19 protein-coding genes are annotated in these 19,512 nt (G+C 58.8%); 13 read left to right on the top strand and 6 right to left on the bottom strand.

The genetic code is table 11. From position 1 onward, the window contains the following. Positions 1 to 77 precede the first annotated feature (77 nt). Both hemH and ACEN2R_RS03730 read right to left on the bottom strand, forming a co-directional pair. Complete coding sequence (gene hemH / locus ACEN2R_RS03735) at positions 78 to 1,166, bottom strand: ferrochelatase (RefSeq protein ID WP_442039306.1); 1,089 nt, start codon at positions 1,164 to 1,166, stop codon at positions 78 to 80. An 84-nt stretch (positions 1,167 to 1,250) separates the two neighbouring features. After that, positions 1,251 to 2,084: a methyltransferase domain-containing protein gene (locus tag ACEN2R_RS03730; protein WP_442039304.1), complete on the bottom strand. Its 834-nt coding sequence runs from the start codon at positions 2,082 to 2,084 to the stop codon at positions 1,251 to 1,253. Between the two features lie 46 nt (positions 2,085 to 2,130). Here ACEN2R_RS03730 and ACEN2R_RS03725 point away from each other — a divergent pair, with 46 nt between their 5' ends. Genes ACEN2R_RS03725 through ACEN2R_RS03710 form a run of 4 tightly spaced genes read left to right on the top strand, consistent with a single transcriptional unit; the run spans position 2,131 to position 4,421 of the window. Further along, positions 2,131 to 2,847, top strand: a complete 717-nt coding sequence (locus ACEN2R_RS03725; RefSeq protein WP_442039302.1) for a double zinc ribbon domain-containing protein — start codon at positions 2,131 to 2,133, stop codon at positions 2,845 to 2,847. 35 nt (positions 2,848 to 2,882) lie between these two features. Continuing rightward, a complete protein-coding gene (grxC, locus tag ACEN2R_RS03720; protein WP_442039300.1) occupies positions 2,883 to 3,140 on the top strand; it encodes a glutaredoxin 3 in 258 nt (85 codons plus the stop codon). Between the two features lie 7 nt (positions 3,141 to 3,147). Continuing rightward, positions 3,148 to 3,978 carry a carbon-nitrogen hydrolase family protein gene (locus ACEN2R_RS03715; protein WP_442039298.1) on the top strand — a complete coding sequence of 277 codons (831 nt, stop codon included), beginning with the start codon at positions 3,148 to 3,150 and terminating at the stop codon, positions 3,976 to 3,978. Beyond that, on the top strand, positions 3,978 to 4,421 hold the full coding sequence (locus ACEN2R_RS03710; RefSeq protein WP_442039296.1) for a MarR family winged helix-turn-helix transcriptional regulator: 444 nt from the start codon (positions 3,978 to 3,980) through the stop codon (positions 4,419 to 4,421). Before ACEN2R_RS03715 ends, ACEN2R_RS03710 begins: the two co-directional genes overlap by 1 nt. Here ACEN2R_RS03710 and ubiG read toward each other — a convergent pair. After that, positions 4,418 to 5,164 carry a bifunctional 2-polyprenyl-6-hydroxyphenol methylase/3-demethylubiquinol 3-O-methyltransferase UbiG gene (ubiG, locus tag ACEN2R_RS03705; RefSeq protein WP_442039294.1) on the bottom strand — a complete coding sequence of 249 codons (747 nt, stop codon included), beginning with the start codon at positions 5,162 to 5,164 and terminating at the stop codon, positions 4,418 to 4,420. The genes ACEN2R_RS03710 and ubiG overlap by 4 nt on opposite strands. A gap of 69 nt (positions 5,165 to 5,233) precedes the next feature. Here ubiG and pip point away from each other — a divergent pair, with 69 nt between their 5' ends. From pip to infB, 9 genes are all read left to right on the top strand, one after another. Continuing rightward, a complete protein-coding gene (pip, locus tag ACEN2R_RS03700) occupies positions 5,234 to 6,223 on the top strand; it encodes a prolyl aminopeptidase (protein WP_442039292.1) in 990 nt (329 codons plus the stop codon). A 94-nt stretch (positions 6,224 to 6,317) separates the two neighbouring features. Beyond that, a complete protein-coding gene (locus ACEN2R_RS03695) occupies positions 6,318 to 7,316 on the top strand; it encodes an ABC transporter permease (protein WP_442039290.1) in 999 nt (332 codons plus the stop codon). Next, positions 7,313 to 8,485: an ABC transporter permease gene (locus ACEN2R_RS03690; protein ID WP_442039288.1), complete on the top strand. Its 1,173-nt coding sequence runs from the start codon at positions 7,313 to 7,315 to the stop codon at positions 8,483 to 8,485. The genes ACEN2R_RS03695 and ACEN2R_RS03690 overlap by 4 nt, the downstream gene beginning before the upstream one ends. Beyond that, positions 8,482 to 10,128 (top strand): ABC transporter ATP-binding protein, encoded by a 1,647-nt coding sequence (locus tag ACEN2R_RS03685; protein WP_442039286.1) that lies wholly within the window; start codon positions 8,482 to 8,484, stop codon positions 10,126 to 10,128. Before ACEN2R_RS03690 ends, ACEN2R_RS03685 begins: the two co-directional genes overlap by 4 nt. A 75-nt stretch (positions 10,129 to 10,203) precedes the next feature. Next, positions 10,204 to 11,748: an ABC transporter substrate-binding protein gene (locus tag ACEN2R_RS03680; RefSeq protein WP_442039284.1), complete on the top strand. Its 1,545-nt coding sequence runs from the start codon at positions 10,204 to 10,206 to the stop codon at positions 11,746 to 11,748. Between the two features lie 237 nt (positions 11,749 to 11,985). Beyond that, the gene (gene rimP, locus ACEN2R_RS03675; RefSeq protein ID WP_442039282.1) at positions 11,986 to 12,570 is read left to right on the top strand and encodes a ribosome maturation factor RimP; all 585 of its coding nucleotides are present in this window, start codon (positions 11,986 to 11,988) and stop codon (positions 12,568 to 12,570) included. A gap of 2 nt (positions 12,571 to 12,572) precedes the next feature. Next, positions 12,573 to 14,186, top strand: coding sequence for a transcription termination factor NusA (gene nusA / locus ACEN2R_RS03670; RefSeq protein WP_442039280.1), 1,614 nt, complete (start codon positions 12,573 to 12,575; stop codon positions 14,184 to 14,186). A gap of 22 nt (positions 14,187 to 14,208) precedes the next feature. Beyond that, positions 14,209 to 14,841, top strand: coding sequence for an RNA-binding protein (locus tag ACEN2R_RS03665; RefSeq protein ID WP_442039278.1), 633 nt, complete (start codon positions 14,209 to 14,211; stop codon positions 14,839 to 14,841). Beyond that, complete coding sequence (gene infB, locus ACEN2R_RS03660; RefSeq protein ID WP_442039276.1) at positions 14,838 to 17,357, top strand: translation initiation factor IF-2; 2,520 nt, start codon at positions 14,838 to 14,840, stop codon at positions 17,355 to 17,357. The genes ACEN2R_RS03665 and infB overlap by 4 nt, the downstream gene beginning before the upstream one ends. A gap of 74 nt (positions 17,358 to 17,431) precedes the next feature. Here the strand turns inward: infB and ACEN2R_RS03655 are convergent, their stop codons facing one another. The 3 genes from ACEN2R_RS03655 to argJ all read right to left on the bottom strand — a co-directional run bounded on the left by ACEN2R_RS03655 (position 17,432) and on the right by argJ (position 19,503). Then, entirely contained in the window at positions 17,432 to 17,578 is a 147-nt protein-coding gene (locus ACEN2R_RS03655) for a hypothetical protein (protein ID WP_442039274.1), read from the bottom strand. A 176-nt stretch (positions 17,579 to 17,754) separates the two neighbouring features. Then, positions 17,755 to 18,153 carry a (deoxy)nucleoside triphosphate pyrophosphohydrolase gene (locus tag ACEN2R_RS03650; RefSeq protein ID WP_442039272.1) on the bottom strand — a complete coding sequence of 133 codons (399 nt, stop codon included), beginning with the start codon at positions 18,151 to 18,153 and terminating at the stop codon, positions 17,755 to 17,757. A gap of 3 nt (positions 18,154 to 18,156) precedes the next feature. Beyond that, on the bottom strand, positions 18,157 to 19,503 hold the full coding sequence (argJ, locus tag ACEN2R_RS03645) for a bifunctional glutamate N-acetyltransferase/amino-acid acetyltransferase ArgJ (RefSeq protein ID WP_442039501.1): 1,347 nt from the start codon (positions 19,501 to 19,503) through the stop codon (positions 18,157 to 18,159). Positions 19,504 to 19,512: the final 9 nt, after the last annotated feature.

Genomic DNA, 19,512 nt, shown 5'->3' with positions numbered 1-19,512 from the left:
GATCTACTAAAGAAAAGACGGTGGAGCGATCCACCGTCTTTTTTTATGTCCTGATTGTGGTCGTCGGGGCAGAATTACTATGGCAACCAGCCTGCCAGATTGTCTTGAATGACCTTTGACAGCGCGGCGATATGCGCATCGTCGTCGTTCAGGCACGGGATATATGTGAAATCCTCGCCGCCGGCGTGCGAAAAGCTTTCGTGGATTTCCTCGTTAATTTCCTCCAACGTTTCAATGCAATCTGCCGAAAACGCGGGGGCAATCACGGCAATGTTTTTCTTTCCGTCTTTTGCCAGTCTTGCGACTTCTTCGACGGTATAAGGCTGCAACCATTCCTCTGGTCCGAATTTCGATTGGAATGTGGTTTTGATGCGGGTGTCATCCCAGCCCAGCCGTTCCTTCAAAAGACGCGTCGTTTTTTGGCACTGGCAATGATAGGGGTCGCCCTCCATCAGATATCGGCGCGGAACCCCGTGGTAGGAGCAGACAAGGATATCCGGCTTCTTTTCCAGTTTTGCATAGGCCCGCTCTACCGACTGGGCCAGAGCCTCGATGTATTCGGGTTGATCGAAATAGGCCGGAACCGTGCGAACCGGGGGCTGCCATTTCTCGGCCATCAGCACACGGAAAAGTTCATCATTGGCGGTGGCTGATGTTGCGCCCGCGTATTGAGGATAAAGCGGAAAGAACAGGATCTTCTGGCAGCCCTGATCAATCAATGAGCGGACCTTGGATTTTGTCGACGGATTTCCGTAGCGCATACAAAAATCCACGATGACATCGTCGCCATAGCGTTTTTGCATCTCTGCCTTGATTTTGGCTGTCTGTGCTTTGGTGATGGTCATCAGGGGGCTTTCGTTCGCCTCGTGATTCCAAATGCTTTTGTAATTCTTGCCGGACGTAAACGGGCGTTTCGTCAAAATTATCAGTTGCAGCAATGGCTGCCAAAGCCACGGGCTGTAGTCGATGACGCGGCGATCTGACAGAAACTCGTTCAGATACCGGCGCATCGACCAGTAGTCATAGTTGTCCGGCGTTCCCAGATTCGAAAGCAAAACCCCGACTTTGGCTGGCGGAACGCGGGGATGATCCGCAGGGGCATGCAGCAGTCGACCTTGGCCGGGCGCATCGCCAAAATCGGGCCCGGATGTTTTGGTGTCCAGCATGTTCGTCTTTCCCGTCGTTTTACAGATCTGCGTGTCAAGTAGCGCGACATAGATTATTTGCGACCGCAGTCAATTGTTCAGAAATTATGATTTATTGTCGATGGGGTGCTCGGTCGCACCCAAAATATCGGCAAGGCGCGCCGTGGCAGAACCTGGGCGTAAGGGCTTTTGTTGATTTTCCGCAGGGGCCCATCCGGTCAGGAATATCACCTCGAAACTTGCGTTTATCCTTTGGTCGTCGGTGCCAAAACTGTTTGTGTAGATTTCAGCCGCTGTTTTGAACAGGGCGCGGCACGGGATTGTTTTGCGCCGCGATGCAAGCGCGTTCCCTTCTGCCATTGCCCGCAGGTCGGACATGAGGTGGGGCAAGTCGCGATAACTGACCGTTTTAAGGGCGCTGTCCGCCACGGGAAGGGCAAAGCCCGCGCGTTGCAGCAAACCGCCCAAGTCCCTGATCTCTCCCATGGGCACGACGCGGGGCGACAACCCGCCGGTCAGGGCAACCTCTGCCTCGGCCAAGGCTACCCGCAGTTCGGCAAGGGTCTGGCCACCGAACAACGCGCCTATGAACATCCCGTCCGGGCGCAGCGCCCGCCTGCATTGCACCAGTTGCCCGACCGGATCATTCGCCCAATGCAGTGACATGGCGTGAATCACCAGATCGAAGGCGCATGCTTCCAGATTCAGGGTGTCCTCGTCGGGTGTGACGGTGGCATCGGGAAATCTTTTTAGCCAGATTTCGGGGAACGGAGTCACAATTGCAGGTGCTGTAAACGCCCTGTTAACCTCGTTCAGTCTTTCCTTGATCTCGTCGGCGGCATCTTCCTGAAGAAACATCGCCGCATTGCCCATTCTGCGCGCGCGCTCCCGAAAGCGCGTCAGGGTGGCGCGGTCTGTCAGGTTCGGCTGATTGTGCATGAGTGTTCCCTTGGCTGATGCCGCTACTTAGGAGTGTTTGTCGAAAATGCAAAGCGCACTACAGCTGATTTATCCGTCCCGGTGCCTGACCTGCGATGCGCTTGTCGCCAGTGATTTTGGCCTTTGCGGCACCTGTTGGCGGGACACGCCGTTCATTTCCGGTCTGGCCTGCGATAAATGCGGTGTTCCCCTGCACGGGTCAGAGGCTGAGGCAGGCGTGTTGTGCGACGATTGCATGACGATCGCGCGCCCTTGGTCGCGGGGGCGTGCGGCGATGCTGTACAAGGACAACGCGCGTCATCTTGTTCTGGCGCTGAAACACGGGGACAGGCTTGATCTGGTTCGTCCCGCTGCGGGCTGGCTGGCCAAGGCAGGTGCCGACCTCTTCCAGCCGAATATGCTTGTCGCGCCGATCCCGCTGCACTGGATGCGATTGCTGAAACGTCGCTACAATCAATCCGCGCTTCTTGGCGGTGCGCTTGCGAAACAGGCGGGGCTTTCGTTTTGTCCCGATCTTCTGGTTCGGCCTCGCAGAACGAAGACGCAGGACGGAATGGGGCGCGATGCCCGGTTCCAGAACATGGCGGGCGCGATTCAGGCGCACCCGAAACGCAAGCATCGCATGGCCGGGCGCCCGGTGTTGCTGATCGACGATGTGATGACATCCGGGGCTACGCTGGCCGCTGCGGCAGAGGCCTGTCTGGCATCACACGCGAGTGAGGTATGCATTCTGACCCTCGCGCGCGTTGCGAAGGATGACTAAATGCCTATAGTTCGCGAAACTCTAGGAAACATGTCATGCAAAACGTCGAAATCTACACGTCACCCCTCTGTGGCTTTTGCCACGCAGCCAAGAAGCTGCTGAAAGACAAAGGCGTGTCCTTTGCAGAATATGACATTTCACGCGATCCGGCCAAGCGGCAAGAAATGCTGGGCCGTTCGAGCGGCAAGTATACCGTTCCGCAGATTTTCGTTGGCGCAACCCATGTCGGTGGCTGTGATGATCTTTACGCGCTGGACCGCCAGGGCAAACTTGACCCGCTGCTGGTGGGATAGAAATCCGATGCGCGTGGGCCTGATCCAATTGAACGTGTCGGACATGCCTGAGGTGAACCTTGCCGTGACGCGCAACTATATCCGTCAGGCATCAAGCGGCGGGGCAAAGTTTGTTCTGACCCCCGAGGTGACGAATTGCATTTCGTCCAGCCGCGCCCATCAGAATGCTGTTTTGCACCACGAAGCCGATGACCCGACCCTTGCGGGGTTGCGCCAAGAGGCGGCCGCGCTGGGGATATGGCTGTTGATCGGGTCGCTGGGGTTGAAGACGAACGATGAAGACGGGCGGTTTGCGAACCGGTCGTTCCTGATTGACCCGACCGGCGAAATCGTCGCGCGATATGACAAGATCCATATGTTCGATGTCGTGATTTCGGCGGACGAACAATATCAGGAATCAAAAGGCTATCGCCCCGGAAACCGCGCTGTTGTCGCGGATACGCCGTTCGGCGGGGTTGGGATGACCATTTGTTACGATGTCCGCTTTGCCGCACTTTATCGCAGCCTGGCCAAAGCTGGCGCAAGGATACTGACTGTGCCGGCTGCGTTTTCGCCCACCACGGGTGCCGGGCATTGGCATAGCCTGCTGCGCGCCCGCGCAATTGAAACCGGTTGTTTCGTTTTGGCACCGGCGCAGACCGGGCTTCATCTTGCGGGGGATGATACACAACGGCACACCTACGGTCATTCGCTGGTCGTGTCGCCCTGGGGCGAAGTCATTCATGATAGCGGCGAGGCCCCGGGGTTCTCTTTGGTTGATCTAGACCTTGCCGAGGTGGAGGTTTGCCGTAAGAAGGTTCCATCCTTGTTGCATGACCGCCCGTTCGAAGGACCCTGATGCCCGAAGTTGCAGATCCCCTTGCCGCCGCATTGTTCAGTGAGCTGTTTTCGGCAGATCAACTGGCGCGGACGCGGCTGACCAAAGTCTTGCCAAAAGGGATGGAGCTTTCGCATTTTTCGGTGCTGAACCATCTGGCCCACCTGAAAGATGAACGCACGCCCGCGCAGCTGGCAAAGTCGTTCAACGTGACACGGGGCGCCATGACCAACACATTGAACAAACTGGAATGGGCGGGATACATCCACATCCGTCCAGATTGGGAAGACGCCCGCAGCAAGCAGGTCGCGATCAGCCCGGCGGGGCAACGGGCCCGCGATGCCGCCCTGCATGCGATCACGCCGATTATCGTCGAGGTCGTAAATGCCGTCGGGGCCGAGAAGGTGCGCGCCGCTATTCCCGTGCTAAGAGAGCTGCGCGCGCGTCTGGCCGAGGATCATTAGCCGCGCTTGATGCTGGTCGTCACATAGTTGACCGAAAGGTCGCGGTCTGACAGCGACCAGGTAAAGCCAAGCGGGTTGAACACGAACCCCTTGCGGTCGACCGGTTCCAGACCCGCATTGCGGATCAGGGAGTAAAGCTCGTCCGGTGTGATGAACTTGTTCCATTCATGGGTGCCCTTGGGCAGCCAGCGCATGACATATTCAGCGCCGACAATCGCCATGACAAAGCTTTTCGGGTTCCGGTTGATGGTCGAACAGACCATCAGACCACCGGGCACCAGCAATTGCTGACAGGCTGTCAGATACCCCAGCGGGCCCTCGACATGTTCGACCACTTCCATGTTCAGAACGACATCGAATTGTTCGCCGGCGGCTGCCATCGCCTCGGCGGTGGTGTGGCGATAGTCGATCGTCAGACCCTGCTGCGCCGCATGTACCTGCGCGACGGGAATGTTCCGTTCCGCCGCGTCGGCACCGACAACCGTGGCGCCCAGGCGCGCCATCGGTTCCGACAATAGCCCGCCGCCGCAGCCGATATCCAGAATGCGCAGGCCCTTGAACGGCAGATCGCCGGTCAGGTCGCGATTGTATTCGGCGGCGATCTGCGATGTGATATAGTCCAATCGGCATGGGTTCAGCATGTGCAGCGGCTTGAATTTGCCCTTCGGATCCCACCATTCCGCCGCCATTGCTTCGAACTTAGCTATTTCGGCGGGGTTTACTGTTGTCTGGGCGGCTTGCATTCTAAACTCCATGTGCTCTTGTGGGATGACACCCTGTAAGCGAGGCCTCTCGCGCTATATAGGTCGAAAATGGACAAAATCGCAGACCAAAAGCGCGCAGCGCATTTTCTTTACCCCCCCATCGACCCGTTTGACCAGCGGATGCTGGATGTGGGCGATGGACATCGCATTTATGTTGAACAGTGCGGCAACCCTGACGGGATGCCCGTTGTCGTTCTTCATGGTGGGCCCGGCGGTGGCTGTAGCCCCTCGATGCGGCGCTATTTCGACCCTTCGGTTTACCGCATCATCCTGTTTGACCAACGCGGGTGTGGCCGGTCACGGCCTCATGCGTCGGTCGAGGCGAATACCACATGGCATCTTGTCGCCGATATAGAGCGCATCCGAGAGGCCTGCGGGATCGACCGCTGGGTTGTCTTCGGTGGCAGCTGGGGCGCGACGCTGTCGCTGATTTACGCACAGTCGCACCCCGCGCGGGTGGCTTATCTGGTGTTGCGCGGCGTCTTTCTTATGACTCAGTCGGAATTGAAGTGGTTTTATGGCGGCGGTGCGGGCCATTTCTTTCCCGACGTCTGGCACCGCTTTGCAAAACTGGTTCCCGAGGACGAGCAGCACGACATGATCGGCGCCTACAACCGCCGACTGTTTTCCGGCGATATGATGCTGGAAACGCGATATGCACGGGCCTGGTCGGCGTGGGAAAATGCGCTGGCGTCGATAGAGAATGACGGCGCGACCGGTGAAAGCCCCGCAGACTATGCCCGCGCCTTTGCCCGTCTGGAAAACCATTATTTCATCAATGGTGGGTTTCTGGAAAAAGACGGCCAAATTTTGGAAAATATGCCGGCCATTTCGCATATCCCTGCAATGATCGTTCAGGGTCGATACGACATGATCTGCCCTCCGGCCTCTGCCTGGTCATTGGCGCAGGTCTGGCCGAATGCAACGCTGCGCATTGTGAACAAGGCCGGGCATGCCCTGTCCGAAACCGGTATCAGCGCCGAACTCGTGCGGACAACCGATGCGCTTGTCGATATGAGGCGCGCGCTGGGCCTTTAGCGGTGTCTGGCGCAAATCAAGGCTGCGTTCTTCTTTTGACTTCAAGACCGGAGCCGTTAACGTGTACCGATCATAAATCGGGGAACTCGGCACTTTGGGATCTGTGTTCAAGATCATACTTCAACGGCTTGCGCTGGGTGTACTGACCCTTCTTGTTGTGTCGATTGTGATCTTTACTGCGGTGAACATGCTACCCGGTGACTTTGCCCAGGCGATCCTAGGGCAAGGCGCCACACCCGAAGCCGTCGCCGCAATCCGCGCTGACCTTGGGTTGGATAAACCGCCGGTCACCCGGTATTTCGAATGGCTGGGCGGTGCTGTTCGTGGCGATCTGGGAACCAGCTTTGCACAGGCCAACTTTGCGTCCTTTGTCGGCGCGAACTCCGGCTCCGGGCTGACAACCGTTGCGGCGCAGATTGCGCCAAGGTTTGAAAACACCATCTTCCTTGCCGGTGTCACGGCGGCCATCGCGGTGCCTGTGTCAATCCTGCTGGGCATACTGGCGGCGCTGTATCGGGGCACGATTTTTGACCGGGCGGCGAATATCTTTACCCTCACGTCGATCTCCAGCCCCGAATTTTTTCTGGCCTACGTCCTGATCCTGTTTCTTGCGGTTCTGAATCCGGTGCTGCCGTCGTTGTCGAACATTTATGCCGGCATGGGCTTTGGCGAGCGGCTGGAAAAAACCCTGCTGCCCGCGCTGACGCTGACCCTTGTTGTCACAGCCCATATGATGCGGATGACGCGGGCGGCGATCATCAATCTGTTGGCAAGCCCCTATATCGAGATGGCCCGCCTGAAAGGTCTGTCGCCGATGCGCGTGATCGTGCGCCATGCGCTGCCCAATGCGCTTGCCCCGATCATCAACGTCGTTGCGCTGAACCTTGCCTATCTGATCACCGGTGTCGTCGTGGTCGAGGTTGTGTTCGTTTATCCCGGTATCGGGCAATTGTTCGTGGATAGCGTGAAAACCCGCGATATTCCTGTGGTTCAGGCCTGCTGTCTGATTTTTGCGGCGGCCTACATCCTGTTGAATCTGACGGCGGATATCATGTCGATCCTGTCAAACCCACGCCTGAGGCATCCGAAATGAATGTTTGGCTGATCCTTGTTCTGGCCGTTGTCGGTATGGGAGTGATTGCCTGGGGCGCACGCAAGGCCGGTCAGATGGTGTCGGGCAACACGCCCTATTTCCGCGATATGCCATTCGGTGTCGCCTATGGGTATGTCGTGGCATTCGCAGCACTTTTGTTCGCCGTGAAATTCTATTTCGTCGATCAGGGCGTGTTTTTCCGCTGGGCTGTGCAGGGCTTTGCCCTGTTTGCGATTGCGGCCTGGCTGTTCCGGCTGTTTGGCCGAACTGTTGGAACGCAGGGCACACGCAGGCTGTTTCGTCAGATGCCCCTAACGGCAAGTTTCGGCGTTCTGACAATCCTAATCTACGCCGTCTTTGCGATTTTTGCGGTCTGGATCGCGCCACATGGTCAGGAAGACATCTTTGCCCGCGTCAACGTCCTGCCGGGGGGTGACCCTGCGATGGGGGGGGATCCCGCGTTTCCGTTGGGCACCGACCAGATCGGTCGCGATCTGTTGTCGCGTCTGATCTATGGCGCGCAGAACACCGTCGGTATTGCCTTTGCGACAACGCTTCTGGCGTTCTTTCTTGGCGGCACGCTGGGTTTTCTGGCGGCGACATTGGGGGGCTGGTTCGATCAGATTCTGTCGCGGATGGTAGATGTTCTGATGGCGATCCCTTCGCTGATCTTCGCGCTTTTGCTGATGACAATCGCCAGCGCCTGGGCAGGGTCGCACCGTGAATTGCTGACGCTTTACATGATCCTGATCATCGCGGTGATCGACAGCACGCGGGTGTTCCGGCTGGCGCGCGCCGTGGGCAGCAGCATTGTGGTGATGGACTACATCGAGGCGGCCAAGCTGCGCGGAGAGGGGCTGATTTATCTGATCTTCAGGGAAATCCTGCCGAACGCCACAGCGCCGCTTCTGGCAGAGTTCGGTTTGCGGTTCTGCTTTGTGTTCCTGACCATCGCATCCCTGTCGTTTCTTGGCGTCGGCATCCAGCCCCCGCTGGCCGATTGGGGCACGATGGTAAAGGATCTTAGCCAGTTCGTAAATTTCGCCCAGTTTTCCCCGTTAACCGCCGCGCTTCCGCTGATGGCGGCGGGGGCGATTGCCCTGCTTACGGTCGCAGTGAACTTTGTTGTCGACTGGATGCTGCAACGATCCTCGGGGTTGAAAGAATGACCGATGTCTTGCTGAGAATCCGGGGCCTGAAGATCGAGGGGCGCAGCGACGAGACATGGTCGCCCATCATCAAGGGCGTCGATCTGGACCTGCGCAAGGGTGAGGTGCTGGGGCTTATAGGGGAAAGCGGCGCGGGCAAATCGACGATGGGTCTGGCGGCAATGGGCTTTACCCGCGATGGCTGTCGGATCTCTGGCGGCTCGGTCGAGTTCGAGGGCGTCGATCTGGTCAAGGCCTCTGCCTCGGTCAAGCGCGGGCTGTTGGGCAAGCGCATCGCCTATGTCGCGCAATCTGCGGCGGCCAGTTTCAATCCCGCCCACCGGATCATCGACCAGCATACCGAAGGGCCGGTTCAGCACCATGTCATGGGGCGCGCCGAAAGCGAACAGGACGCGATCGAACTGTATCGTCGCCTGCGCCTGCCCAACCCCGATGACATCGGCTTTCGCTATCCGCATCAGGTATCAGGCGGGCAATTGCAGCGTGCGATGACGGCAATGGCGATGTCCTGCCGCCCCGATCTGATCATTTTCGACGAACCGACGACCGCGCTGGACGTGACCACACAAATCGAAGTTCTGGCCGCGATCCGCGATATTGTAGAGCAGTTCGACACCGCAGCGATCTATATCACCCATGATCTGGCGGTGGTGGCGCAGATGGCGGACCGGATCAAAGTGCTGTTGCGCGGCGACGAGGTGGAAGAGGCCGACACCCGCACGATGCTTTCGGCACCGAAAGAGGATTACACCAGATCGCTTTGGGCTGTGCGCAGCTTCGAGCGACCCCGGAAACCACATGTGGCAACGAACGCCACGCCGGTGGTTTCGGTGCGCAATGTGACCGCCGCCTATGGCCGCGTACCCGTGTTGCATGATGTCAGTTTCGACATGCATGCGGGGCGGACTGTTGCGGTTGTGGGCGAAAGCGGATCGGGCAAATCCACGGCGGCGCGGTGTATCACCGGCCTGTTGCCGCCATCGCAGGGCGTGATAGAGTTCGAGGGTCAGGTTCTGCCGCTGGATTACCGCAAACGGTCCAAGATGCAGCTGCGCCAGATCCAGATGATTTACCAGATGGCCGACACCGCCCTGAACCCGCGCAAGACGATCGGCGAAATTATCGGGCGTCCGGTTCAGTTCTACATGGGGTTGACCGGCGCGGCGCGGCGCAGGCGGGTCGAGAGCCTGCTGGAGGAGATCGAGCTGGAACCGTCGGTGTATTTTGATCGCCTGCCTTCGGAATTGTCCGGCGGCCAGAAGCAACGCATCGGCATCGCCCGTGCATTGGCGGCGGAACCTAAATTCATCATCTGCGACGAGGTGACATCGGCGCTGGACCAGCTGGTTGCCGAGGGTATTCTGAAGCTGCTGGCGCGGCTTCAGGACACGCTGGGCCTAAGCTATATGTTCATCACTCACGATCTTGCGACCGTCAAAGCCATTGCAGACGAGGTCGTCGTGATGAAGGATGGTAAAGTGATAGAGCTGGGTGAAAAGCGCGAGATGTTTACGCCGCCGCATCACCCCTACACGGAATTGTTGCTTAGCTCGGTCCCCGAGATGGACCCCGACTGGCTGACAAATCTGTTAAATGAGCGCGGCGCAGACAACATCGGCGACGCGGCTTTGAACAGGATGTAGAACGAACGCCCCCGAACGGGGTCAACGAAAAGCGGGGCAAACCCGCGACACAGCAACCAACACGGGAGAGATCATATGTCACAGATTAGCAGACGCGGACTATTGAAATCAGGTGCCGCTGCGGGCGTTTTGGCCATGACGGGACTGCCGTTGCGGGCGCAGGCCAAAAAGGGTGGACGCCTGCGGGCGGGTCTGAACGGGGCAAACACGTCGGACAGTTTTGACGGTCGCACCCATTCCGACATCTTCATGATCGCCTGCTCACTTGGCGCTGTGTTCGACTGCCTGACAGAGGTTGGCGCGGATGGTGCGCTGAAGGGCGAGCTGGCCGAAAGCTGGGAGGCGACGCCGGATGCCAAGACCTGGACATTCAACCTGCGGCAGGGCGTGACATTCCATAACGGCAAGCCATTCGGTGCGGATGACGTGCTGGAATCGCTGGCGATGCACACCGCCGAAGGGTCGAAATCTGCGGCGCAGCCGATTGTCGCGGCGATCTCGGAGATGAAAAAGATCACCGACCATCAGGTGCAGTTCACCCTGTCCGCTGGCAACGCCGACTTTCCCTATCTGATGTCGGATTATCACATCCTGATGTATCCGGCCGGCATGATCGAAGAGGCGATTGCCAAGGGCATCGGCACGGGTCTGTATGAAACCGTCTCGTTCGATCCCGGTGTTCGTTTTGTCGGCAAGCGGGTTGCAAGCCACTACAAGGACGGCACCGCCGGTTGGTTCGACGAGCTGGAATACATCGCGATCAACGATTCCACGGCGCGGATGAATGCGCTGATGACGGGTCAGGTCGATACGGTGAATCGCATTGATTTCAAGACAGAGCCTTTGATGAAGGCCAATCCGATGATCGTCATTCAAGAGGTGACCGGCAACCAGCACTACACCTTTCCGATGCTGACCAAGGTCGCGCCGTTCGACGATGTGAATGTGCGTCGTGCGCTGAAATACGGGATCAACCGTCAGGAACTGGTCGACAAGATCCTGCAAGGCCACGGACTTGCCGCCAATGACACCCCGATCGGACCGGCAAACCAGTATTATCACAAGGACATAGAGCCGCTGACCTATGACCTTGATAAGGCCAAATTCTATCTGAAAGAGGCGGGTTTGACCTCGCTTGATGTTGATCTGAGCGTGTCCGACGCGGCCTTTAATGGTGCTGTGGACGGTGCGCAACTGTATCAGGCAAGCGCCAAGGGGGCGGGTATCAACATCAATGTGGTGCAGGAACCTGCCGATGGCTACTGGTCGAACGTCTGGTTGAAAAAGCCGTTCTGCGCCAGCTACTTTTCCGGCCGCGCAACCGAGGACTGGATGTTCGCGACGGCCTACGAAGCGGGCGTTCCCTGGAATGATACGCAGTGGGACCATCCGCGCTTTCAAGAGCTGTTGCTGTCGGCGCGGGCCGAGTTGGACACCAACAAACGCCGCGAGCAATACCACGAGATGCAGCAGATTCTGCGGGATGACGGCGGCGCGATCATCCCGATGTTCGCCAACTATGTGCAGGCGCTGTCGACCAAGATCGGGCACGACGAGACGGTCGGAAACCTGTGGCAGATGGACAATGGCCGGATGGCAGAGCGGTGGTGGATGGCGTAAGCCGACGCCGTTTGCCTTACAAGAAACGCCCTGTCGCAAGGCGGGGCGTTTTTGCGTTTCGGGGGCGCACATCACACGCACAAACGATGCACAAGGCGTGCAGATTATTTGCACGCTTGCAGACTCGGGTGTTTCAGCCTATATCCCCTTTCAACAGCGGCGCGTCGGCCTCCACAACCGATGCTCCACCGATCTTAATGAACGGGCCGCGAGCCCGTTTTTTTGCGTTTGGATAAAATGAACAACGATCTAGTTGCCAAAGCGGCCGTCGACCGCAAGCTTGCGAAAATCCTGTTGCCCGTGATCGAGGGCATGGGGTTCGAACTGGTGCGTGTGCGTCTGATGGGCGGCGAATATAAAACCGTGCAGATCATGGCACAGCGTCCCGATGGCGGGATCGAGGTGGATGAATGCGCAAAGATTTCGACGGCGGTCTCTGCCGCGCTTGATGTCGAAGACCCGATTTCGGATGCCTATACGTTGGAGGTGTCCAGCCCCGGCATCGACAGGCCGCTGACCCGGTTGAAGGATTTCGACCTGTGGCAGGGCTATGAGGTCAAGATCGAGACGAGCGAGATGATTGACGGCCGCCGCCGGTTCAAAGGCGAACTGGTCGGCGCCGAGGGTGACGAGGTGTTGATCAACATCGCCGAAGGCACCATAGGTCTGAAATTCGACTGGTTGTCGGACGCGAAGCTTGTCCTGACGGACGAGCTGATTTCGGAAATGCTGCGCCAGCGCAAGGCGGCGGGCATCGTGAACGAAGACGACTTCGACGAGATTGAAAACGACGAAACCACCGACGCTTCCGAGGAGGAGTGACCATGGCGATTACCAGTGCAAACCAGCTTGAACTGCTGCAAACAGCCGAGGCTGTTGCCCGCGAAAAGATGATCGACCCCGAACTGGTTGTTCAGGCGATGGAAGAATCCCTCGCCCGTGCGGCCAAGTCGCGTTACGGGTCCGAGCTGGATATCCGTGTTCACATCGACCGCAAGACCGGCCGCGCCACATTTACCCGCGTGCGCACGGTTGTCGAAGAGGTCGAGAATCATCAGTCAGAGCTGACCGTCAAGGAGGCGAAGGCCTATCGCGCTGATCCACAGATCGGCGAAGAGATTTCCGAAGAAGTCCCACCCGTGGAAATGGGCCGGATCGCTGCGCAGTCGGCCAAGCAGGTGATCTTGCAAAAGGTCCGCGAAGCAGAGCGTGACCGTCAATACGAAGAGTTCAAGGACCGCATGGGCACGATCATCAACGGTCAGGTCAAGCGCGAGGAATATGGCAATGTCATCGTTGACGTGGGCCGTGGCGAGGCGATTCTGCGCCGGAACGACAAGATCGGCCGCGAAAGCTATCGCCCGAACGACCGTATCCGTTGCTATATCAAGGATGTGCGTCGCGAAGTCCGTGGCCCGCAGATTTTCCTGAGCCGGACCGACCCCCAGTTCATGGCGGAATTGTTCAAAATGGAAGTGCCCGAGATTTATGACGGCATCATCGAGATCAAGGCTGTGGCCCGCGACCCCGGTTCGCGCGCCAAGATCGCGGTTATCTCGCATGACAATTCGATTGATCCTGTCGGTGCCTGCGTCGGTATGCGCGGCAGCCGCGTTCAGGCCGTTGTGAACGAGCTTCAGGGCGAGAAAATCGACATCATTCCATGGAACGAAGATGCGGCAACCTTCCTTGTGAACGCGTTGCAGCCTGCGGAAGTGTCCAAGGTTGTGATTGACGAAGAAGCCAACCGGATCGAGGTTGTTGTGCCCGACGAGCAGCTGTCGCTGGCGATTGGTCGCCGTGGCCAGAACGTGCGCCTTGCATCGCAGTTGACCGGTCTGGACATCGACATCGTTACAGAGGCCGAAGAATCAGAGCGCCGTCAGGCAGAGTTCGCATCGCGCACCCAGTTGTTCGTCGATGCGCTGGACCTGGACGAGTTCTTTGCCCAGCTTCTGGTGTCGGAAGGCTTTACCAGCCTCGAGGAAGTGGCCTATGTCGAGGCGGATGAACTGCTGGTTATCGACGGTGTCGATGAAGGCACCGCCGGCGAATTGCAGGCCCGTGCCCGCGATTATCTGGAAGCCGCAAACAAGAAGGCACTGGATCGCGCCCGCGAAATGGGTGTCGAGGAAAGCCTTATTGAATTCGACGGCCTGACACCCCAAATGATTGAAGCCCTGGCAGAGGATGGCGTGAAGACGCTTGAAGATTTCGCGACCTGCGCGGATTGGGAACTTGCCGGTGGCTGGACCACGGAAAAGGGCGAGCGCAAGAAAGACGATGGCGTGTTGGAGAAATTCGACGTGTCTTTGGAAGAGGCGCAGACCCTCGTGATGACGGCCCGTATTCAATTGGGCTGGGTTGATCCCGCCGAGTTGGAAGCCGCTGACGTCGAAGTCGACGACATCGCAGACGACGAGGAGACCGAGGCCTGATCGCAGGTCTCGGGCGCGCGCATTGACCCGCGGTGGTCAAACCAAGGAACGGGATGACCCCGAACGGCGTTGTATCGCCACGGGAGAGGTTCAGCCGAAGGGTGGCCTGATCCGGTTCGTGGTGGGGCCTGACGGGCAGGTTGTGCCCGATCTGTTGGGCAAACTGCCAGGTCGCGGCATCTGGGTCGCGGCGAGCCGCAAAGCGTTGGACAAGGCGGCGGGGAAAGGTTTGTTTTCCCGCGCGGCCAAGCAGCCGGTCAAGGTGCCCGAAGGTCTGGTGGACGATGTCGAGGCGATGATGACCCGGCGGGTTGTCGAGTTGATCGCATTGGCCCGCAAGGCAGGTCTGGCGATTTGCGGTTACGAAAAGGTCAAAGGTTGGTTGGTGTCGGGTGACGCGGTCGTGCTGATGCAGGCCTCGGACGGATCTGACAGAGGAAAAACGAAGCTTCGCGCACCGAATGGCGAAGAGACCTATATCGGCGTTTTGACGGCGCAAGAATTGGGTTTGGCATTTGGGCGGGAAAATGTGATACATGGCGCGCTCGCGGCTGGTGGACTCACGACACGTGTTGTAGAGGAAGCAGCAAAGCTCTCGGGTTTGCGCGAGAACGACGGCGGAATGTCCGCCGGAAAGGGTACGAAGACCACATGAGTGATACTGACGGCAAAAAACCCCTCGGTCTGGGCGGCGGCCCTCGTTCCGGTCAGGTAAAGCAAAGCTTTAGCCACGGACGGACCAAAAGCGTTGTTGTAGAAACGAAACGCAAGCGCGTTGTCGTTCCCAAACCCGGTGCGGGGAAAACAACAACTGGATCCAATCCGGCGCTTGGTGATCCATCCAAGCGGCCCGCTGGCATCACCGATGCCGAGATGGAGCGTCGCCTGAAGGCGCTGCAAGCCGCGAAAGCGCGCGAAGCACAAGATCAGGCCGCGCGCGAAGCGGATGAGGCGCAGCGCGCCGAAGACCGCGCCAATCGCCGTGCCGAGATCGACGCCAAAGAGGCAGAAGAGCGCGAGCGCGAAATGCGTCTGCGCCTGAAGGCCGAAGACGAAGAGGCGCAACGACTTAAAGAGGCGGAAGCCGCCGAGGCCGCAAAAGCCAAAGTGGCCCGCGCGAATGCCCCTGCGAAGGCGGATGACGTGGCGATCCCTGCGGGCCGTGACATGTCCGATGCCCCCCGCAGCGCAAAGCCTGCTTTGGTCGCACGAAAGCCCGACCGCGAAGCCGAAGCGCGCGACCGCGCCGCCAAGCCGGTCAAGGCACGCGAAGACAACCGCCGTGGCGGCAAGCTGACGCTGAACGAGGCGCTGACGGGAAATGCTGGCCGGCACCGGTCGATGGCCGCGATGAAGCGCAAGCAGGATCGCGAACGCCGCAAGATGATGGGCACGCAAGAGCGCGAGAAGGTTGTGCGCGACGTCAAATTGACGCCGACAATCGTCGTGCAGGAGCTGGCCAACCGGATGGCAGAGCGCGTTGCAGATGTTGTGAAGGCGCTGATGCAGAATGGCATCATGGCGACACAGAATCAGGCGATCGACGCGGATACTGCCGAGCTGATCATCGAAGAGTTCGGCCACAAGGTTGTCCGGGTTTCGGATGCCGACGTTGAGCATGTTATCGCGCTAAAGGAAGATTCGGATGCGGATCTGGTTTCGCGTCCTCCTGTGATTACCGTTATGGGTCACGTTGACCACGGTAAGACCTCGCTTTTGGATGCGATCCGGAACGCAAAGGTTGTTGCCGGCGAAGCGGGCGGTATTACCCAGCACATTGGCGCCTATCAGGTGACAACGGACGACGGCGCGTTGCTGACCTTCCTTGACACCCCCGGTCACGCGGCGTTCACGTCGATGCGGTCGCGCGGTGCGCAGGTGACGGACATCGTCATTCTGGTTGTGGCTGCAGATGATGCTGTGATGCCGCAGACGATCGAGGCGATCAACCACGCGAAAGCGGCGAATGTGCCGATGATCGTGGCGATCAACAAGGTTGATAAACCTGCGGCAAACCCGACCAAAGTGCGGACAGATCTGTTGCAGCACTCTGTTGTGGTCGAGGCGATGTCAGGCGATGTTCTGGATGTGGAAGTGTCCGCCGTTACAGGTCAGGGCCTTGATATATTGCTGGAAAACATCGCGCTGCAGGCCGAACTGCTGGATCTTAAGGCGAACCCGAACCGGGCTGCCGTGGGTGCAGTGATCGAAGCGCAGCTTGACGTGGGTCGTGGCCCCGTTGCCACCGTTCTGGTTCAGAACGGCACACTTCGCCAAGGCGACATCTTTGTCGTGGGCGAACAGTGGGGCAAGGTGCGTGCGCTGATCAATGATAAGGGCGACCGAATTGCCGAAGCTGGCCCGTCGGTTCCGGTCGAGGTTCTTGGCCTGAACGGCACACCCGAAGCCGGTGACGTTCTGAACGTGGTCGAAACCGAAGCACAAGCGCGCGAAATCGCGGAATACCGTGCGCATGCGGCCAAGGAAAAGCGCGCCGCAGCCGGTGCCGCGACTACGCTGGAACAGCTGATGGCGAAAGCCAAGACTGACAAAGGCGTTAACGAACTTCCGATTCTGGTGAAGGCCGACGTGCAGGGTTCTGCCGAGGCAATCGTTCAGGCGATGGAAAAGATCGGCAACGACGAGGTGCGCGTGCGCGTCCTGCATTCCGGTGTGGGCGCGATCACGGAATCGGATATCGGCCTTGCCGAAGCATCCGGTGCGCCTGTGTTCGGCTTCAACGTTCGGGCCAACGCCTCTGCCCGTCAGACCGCGAACCAGAAGGGTGTCGAAATTCGCTATTACTCGGTCATCTACGATCTAGTGGACGATGTGAAAGCGGCGGCGTCCGGTCTGTTGTCGAACGAGGTTCGCGAGAACTTTATCGGCTATGCCTCGATCAAGGACGTGTTCAAGGTTTCCGGCGTCGGCAAGGTTGCCGGGTGTCTTGTGACCGAAGGCGTCGCGCGCCGCTCTGCCGGTGTGCGCCTGCTGCGTGACAACGTTGTGATCCACGAAGGCACACTGAAGACGCTGAAGCGCTTCAAGGACGAGGTCAAAGAGGTCCAGTCCGGTCAGGAATGCGGTATGGCATTCGAGAACTACGACGATGTTCGCGCTGGTGATGTCATCGAGATTTTCGAGCGGGAAGAAGTCGAACGCAACCTGTAACACGGGTGGCATTTGGACAAAAAAAGGGGGCAATGCCGAAAGGCGTTGCCCCTTAACTATTTAATGATCAACGTTCAGGCGACTTTGGTCGTATTTGGCGCGATTGCTGTGCCGACAAACTCCTTGTCACCGACGCGAATGACCATCCGGCCATTCTCTAGCATTCTTACGAAGGTTCCCTGCACCGAAACGCAGGACCCTATCAGAATCGTTCGCAGCATGATCTCTTTCCTCCCCAGGATGAGCATCAACCCTTCCACCATAGCGCAAATATAGACAGCAATCACGAAGTTATCGCATCATCTTACGATAAGCGGTGGGGCATTGGGATGAGACCGCAACCATATGGCAGCCCGCGCCATGGGTGAGCGGACGATTGGCCCAGTACGCCTTGTGCCTAGAGCCAATCACGTAGAATCGGGATCAGCGGGATGTCTGCGGGCGGCATCGGGTAAGATTTCAGGTCGGCCGCGCGCACCCATTTCAGGGCCTGCCCCTCGTTCGATCGCGGGGTGCCTTCCCACTTCCTGCAGGCGAACAGCGGCATCAGAAGATGAAAGTCGTCGTATTTGTGGCTGGCAAAGGTCAGCGGGGCAAGGCAGCTGGACCACGTGTTGATGCCCAGCTCTTCTTGCAGCTCGCGGATAAGGGCAGTTTCAGGTGATTCGCCTTGTTCGACCTTGCCGCCCGGAAATTCCCACAGACCGGCCATCGACTTGCCTTCGGGGCGCTGCGCGAGCAGCACCCTTCCGTCAACGTCGATCAGGGCAACCGCCGAAACAAGGAGAATTCTCACCGATCAGGACCGGTAGTCGGCGTTGATGTCGATGTAGCGGTGGGTGAGGTCGCAGGTCCAAACCGTTGATGTGCCTTCGCCCAGACCCATATCGACCGCGATAACAATGTCGTCGCCCTTCATGTGCGTGGCGGCGGCCTCTTCGCTATAGCTTTCCGCGCGCCAGCCTTTTTCCGCGACCAGAACATCGCCGAACCGGATCGACAACAGGTCGCGGTCGGCCTTTGCGCCGGACTTGCCCACGGCCATGACGATGCGGCCCCAGTTGGGATCTTCGCCGGCAATCGCGGTTTTCACCAGCGGTGAATTGGCAATGGCCATGGCGATCCTGCGGGCGTCCTGTGCCGTGTCGGCGCCGGTGACCTGAACCTCTACGAATTTCGTGGCCCCCTCGCCGTCGCGGATCACCTGATGGGACAGGTCCAGCATGACGGTGTTCAGCGCCTCGACGAAGGGTTTGTAGCCCTTGGAACGGCTGTCCTTGATCGTGACCCCGCTGGTGCCGGTCGCGGCCAGCATCAGGCTGTCAGAGGTCGATGTGTCGCTGTCGACGGTAATGCAGTTGAAGGTGGTGTCGGTGAGGGCCGACAGCATTTTTTGCAAGGTCGGTTGCGGAATGGCGGCGTCGGTAAAGATGTAGACCAGCATTGTCGCCATGTCGGGCGCGATCATGCCGGAGCCTTTGGCGATGCCCGCGATGTTGACGGTTTTGCCGTCAATCTGCAGCGTCGCGCAGCAGCCCTTGGGGAAGGTGTCTGTGGTCATGAAGGCCGCAGCGGCATCGGCGATGCTGTCGGCGGTCAGGGTGTCGCGCAGTTCGGCCAGCTTTGCGGTGATCCGGTCAAAAGGAAGCGGTTCGCCGATAACGCCGGTCGAGGCGGAATAGACGCGGTTTTCGGGGATGCCGAGGATGTCTGCCGCGGCTCCGGTGATGGCCTGAACCGCCTTGACGCCACCCGCGCCCGTGAAGGCGTTGGAGTTGCCCGAGTTCACGATGATCGCGGCGCCCTGATCGGAGGGGCTGCCCAGTTTCGCCTGACAGTCCAGCACCGGGGCCGAGCGGGTGGACGAGCGGGTGAAAACCCCCGCGATCGTGGTGCCGGGCGCAAGGCGCACCATCATAACATCGCGGCGACCCTGATAGCGAACACCGGCGGCGACGGCTGAAAACGAGACGCCGTCGATGATCGGCATTTGGGGAAAGCCGCCCTTGGGTGCCAGCGGAGAGACGATTTTCTCTTTGATCGCGGTGACCTTGACGGTCTTTCCCGTCTTTCCGTCCTTTGTCTTGACGGCCTTGATCTTGTCTTTCTTGACTTTTTTATCTTTGGCCATGGCCGTCAGTCCAATTCTTGAAAT

The organism is Pseudogemmobacter sp. W21_MBD1_M6, assembly GCF_052119585.1.
Lineage (GTDB): Bacteria > Pseudomonadota > Alphaproteobacteria > Rhodobacterales > Rhodobacteraceae > JBGQOJ01.
The sequence above is the reverse complement of the archived record's forward strand: the minus strand, read 5'-3'. Positions and strand labels throughout refer to the sequence as shown.

Excerpts from the sequence above, each read along its gene's own strand:
- nusA (WP_442039280.1), top strand. The coding sequence starts at position 12,573 with ATGGCGATTACCAGTGCAAACCAGCTTGAACTGCTGCAAACAGCCGAG.
- hemH (WP_442039306.1), bottom strand. The coding sequence starts at position 1,166 with ATGCTGGACACCAAAACATCCGGGCCCGATTTTGGCGATGCGCCCGGC.
- rimP (WP_442039282.1), top strand. The coding sequence starts at position 11,986 with ATGAACAACGATCTAGTTGCCAAAGCGGCCGTCGACCGCAAGCTTGCG.
- ACEN2R_RS03730 (WP_442039304.1), bottom strand. The coding sequence starts at position 2,084 with ATGCACAATCAGCCGAACCTGACAGACCGCGCCACCCTGACGCGCTTT.
- ACEN2R_RS03710 (WP_442039296.1), top strand. The coding sequence starts at position 3,978 with ATGCCCGAAGTTGCAGATCCCCTTGCCGCCGCATTGTTCAGTGAGCTG.
- ACEN2R_RS03690 (WP_442039288.1), top strand. The coding sequence starts at position 7,313 with ATGAATGTTTGGCTGATCCTTGTTCTGGCCGTTGTCGGTATGGGAGTG.
- grxC (WP_442039300.1), top strand. The coding sequence starts at position 2,883 with ATGCAAAACGTCGAAATCTACACGTCACCCCTCTGTGGCTTTTGCCAC.
- ACEN2R_RS03715 (WP_442039298.1), top strand. The coding sequence starts at position 3,148 with ATGCGCGTGGGCCTGATCCAATTGAACGTGTCGGACATGCCTGAGGTG.
- ACEN2R_RS03725 (WP_442039302.1), top strand. The coding sequence starts at position 2,131 with ATGCAAAGCGCACTACAGCTGATTTATCCGTCCCGGTGCCTGACCTGC.
- pip (WP_442039292.1), top strand. The coding sequence starts at position 5,234 with ATGGACAAAATCGCAGACCAAAAGCGCGCAGCGCATTTTCTTTACCCC.
- ACEN2R_RS03685 (WP_442039286.1), top strand. The coding sequence starts at position 8,482 with ATGACCGATGTCTTGCTGAGAATCCGGGGCCTGAAGATCGAGGGGCGC.
- ACEN2R_RS03680 (WP_442039284.1), top strand. The coding sequence starts at position 10,204 with ATGTCACAGATTAGCAGACGCGGACTATTGAAATCAGGTGCCGCTGCG.
- infB (WP_442039276.1), top strand. The coding sequence starts at position 14,838 with ATGAGTGATACTGACGGCAAAAAACCCCTCGGTCTGGGCGGCGGCCCT.
- ubiG (WP_442039294.1), bottom strand. The coding sequence starts at position 5,164 with ATGCAAGCCGCCCAGACAACAGTAAACCCCGCCGAAATAGCTAAGTTC.
- ACEN2R_RS03655 (WP_442039274.1), bottom strand. The coding sequence starts at position 17,578 with ATGCTGCGAACGATTCTGATAGGGTCCTGCGTTTCGGTGCAGGGAACC.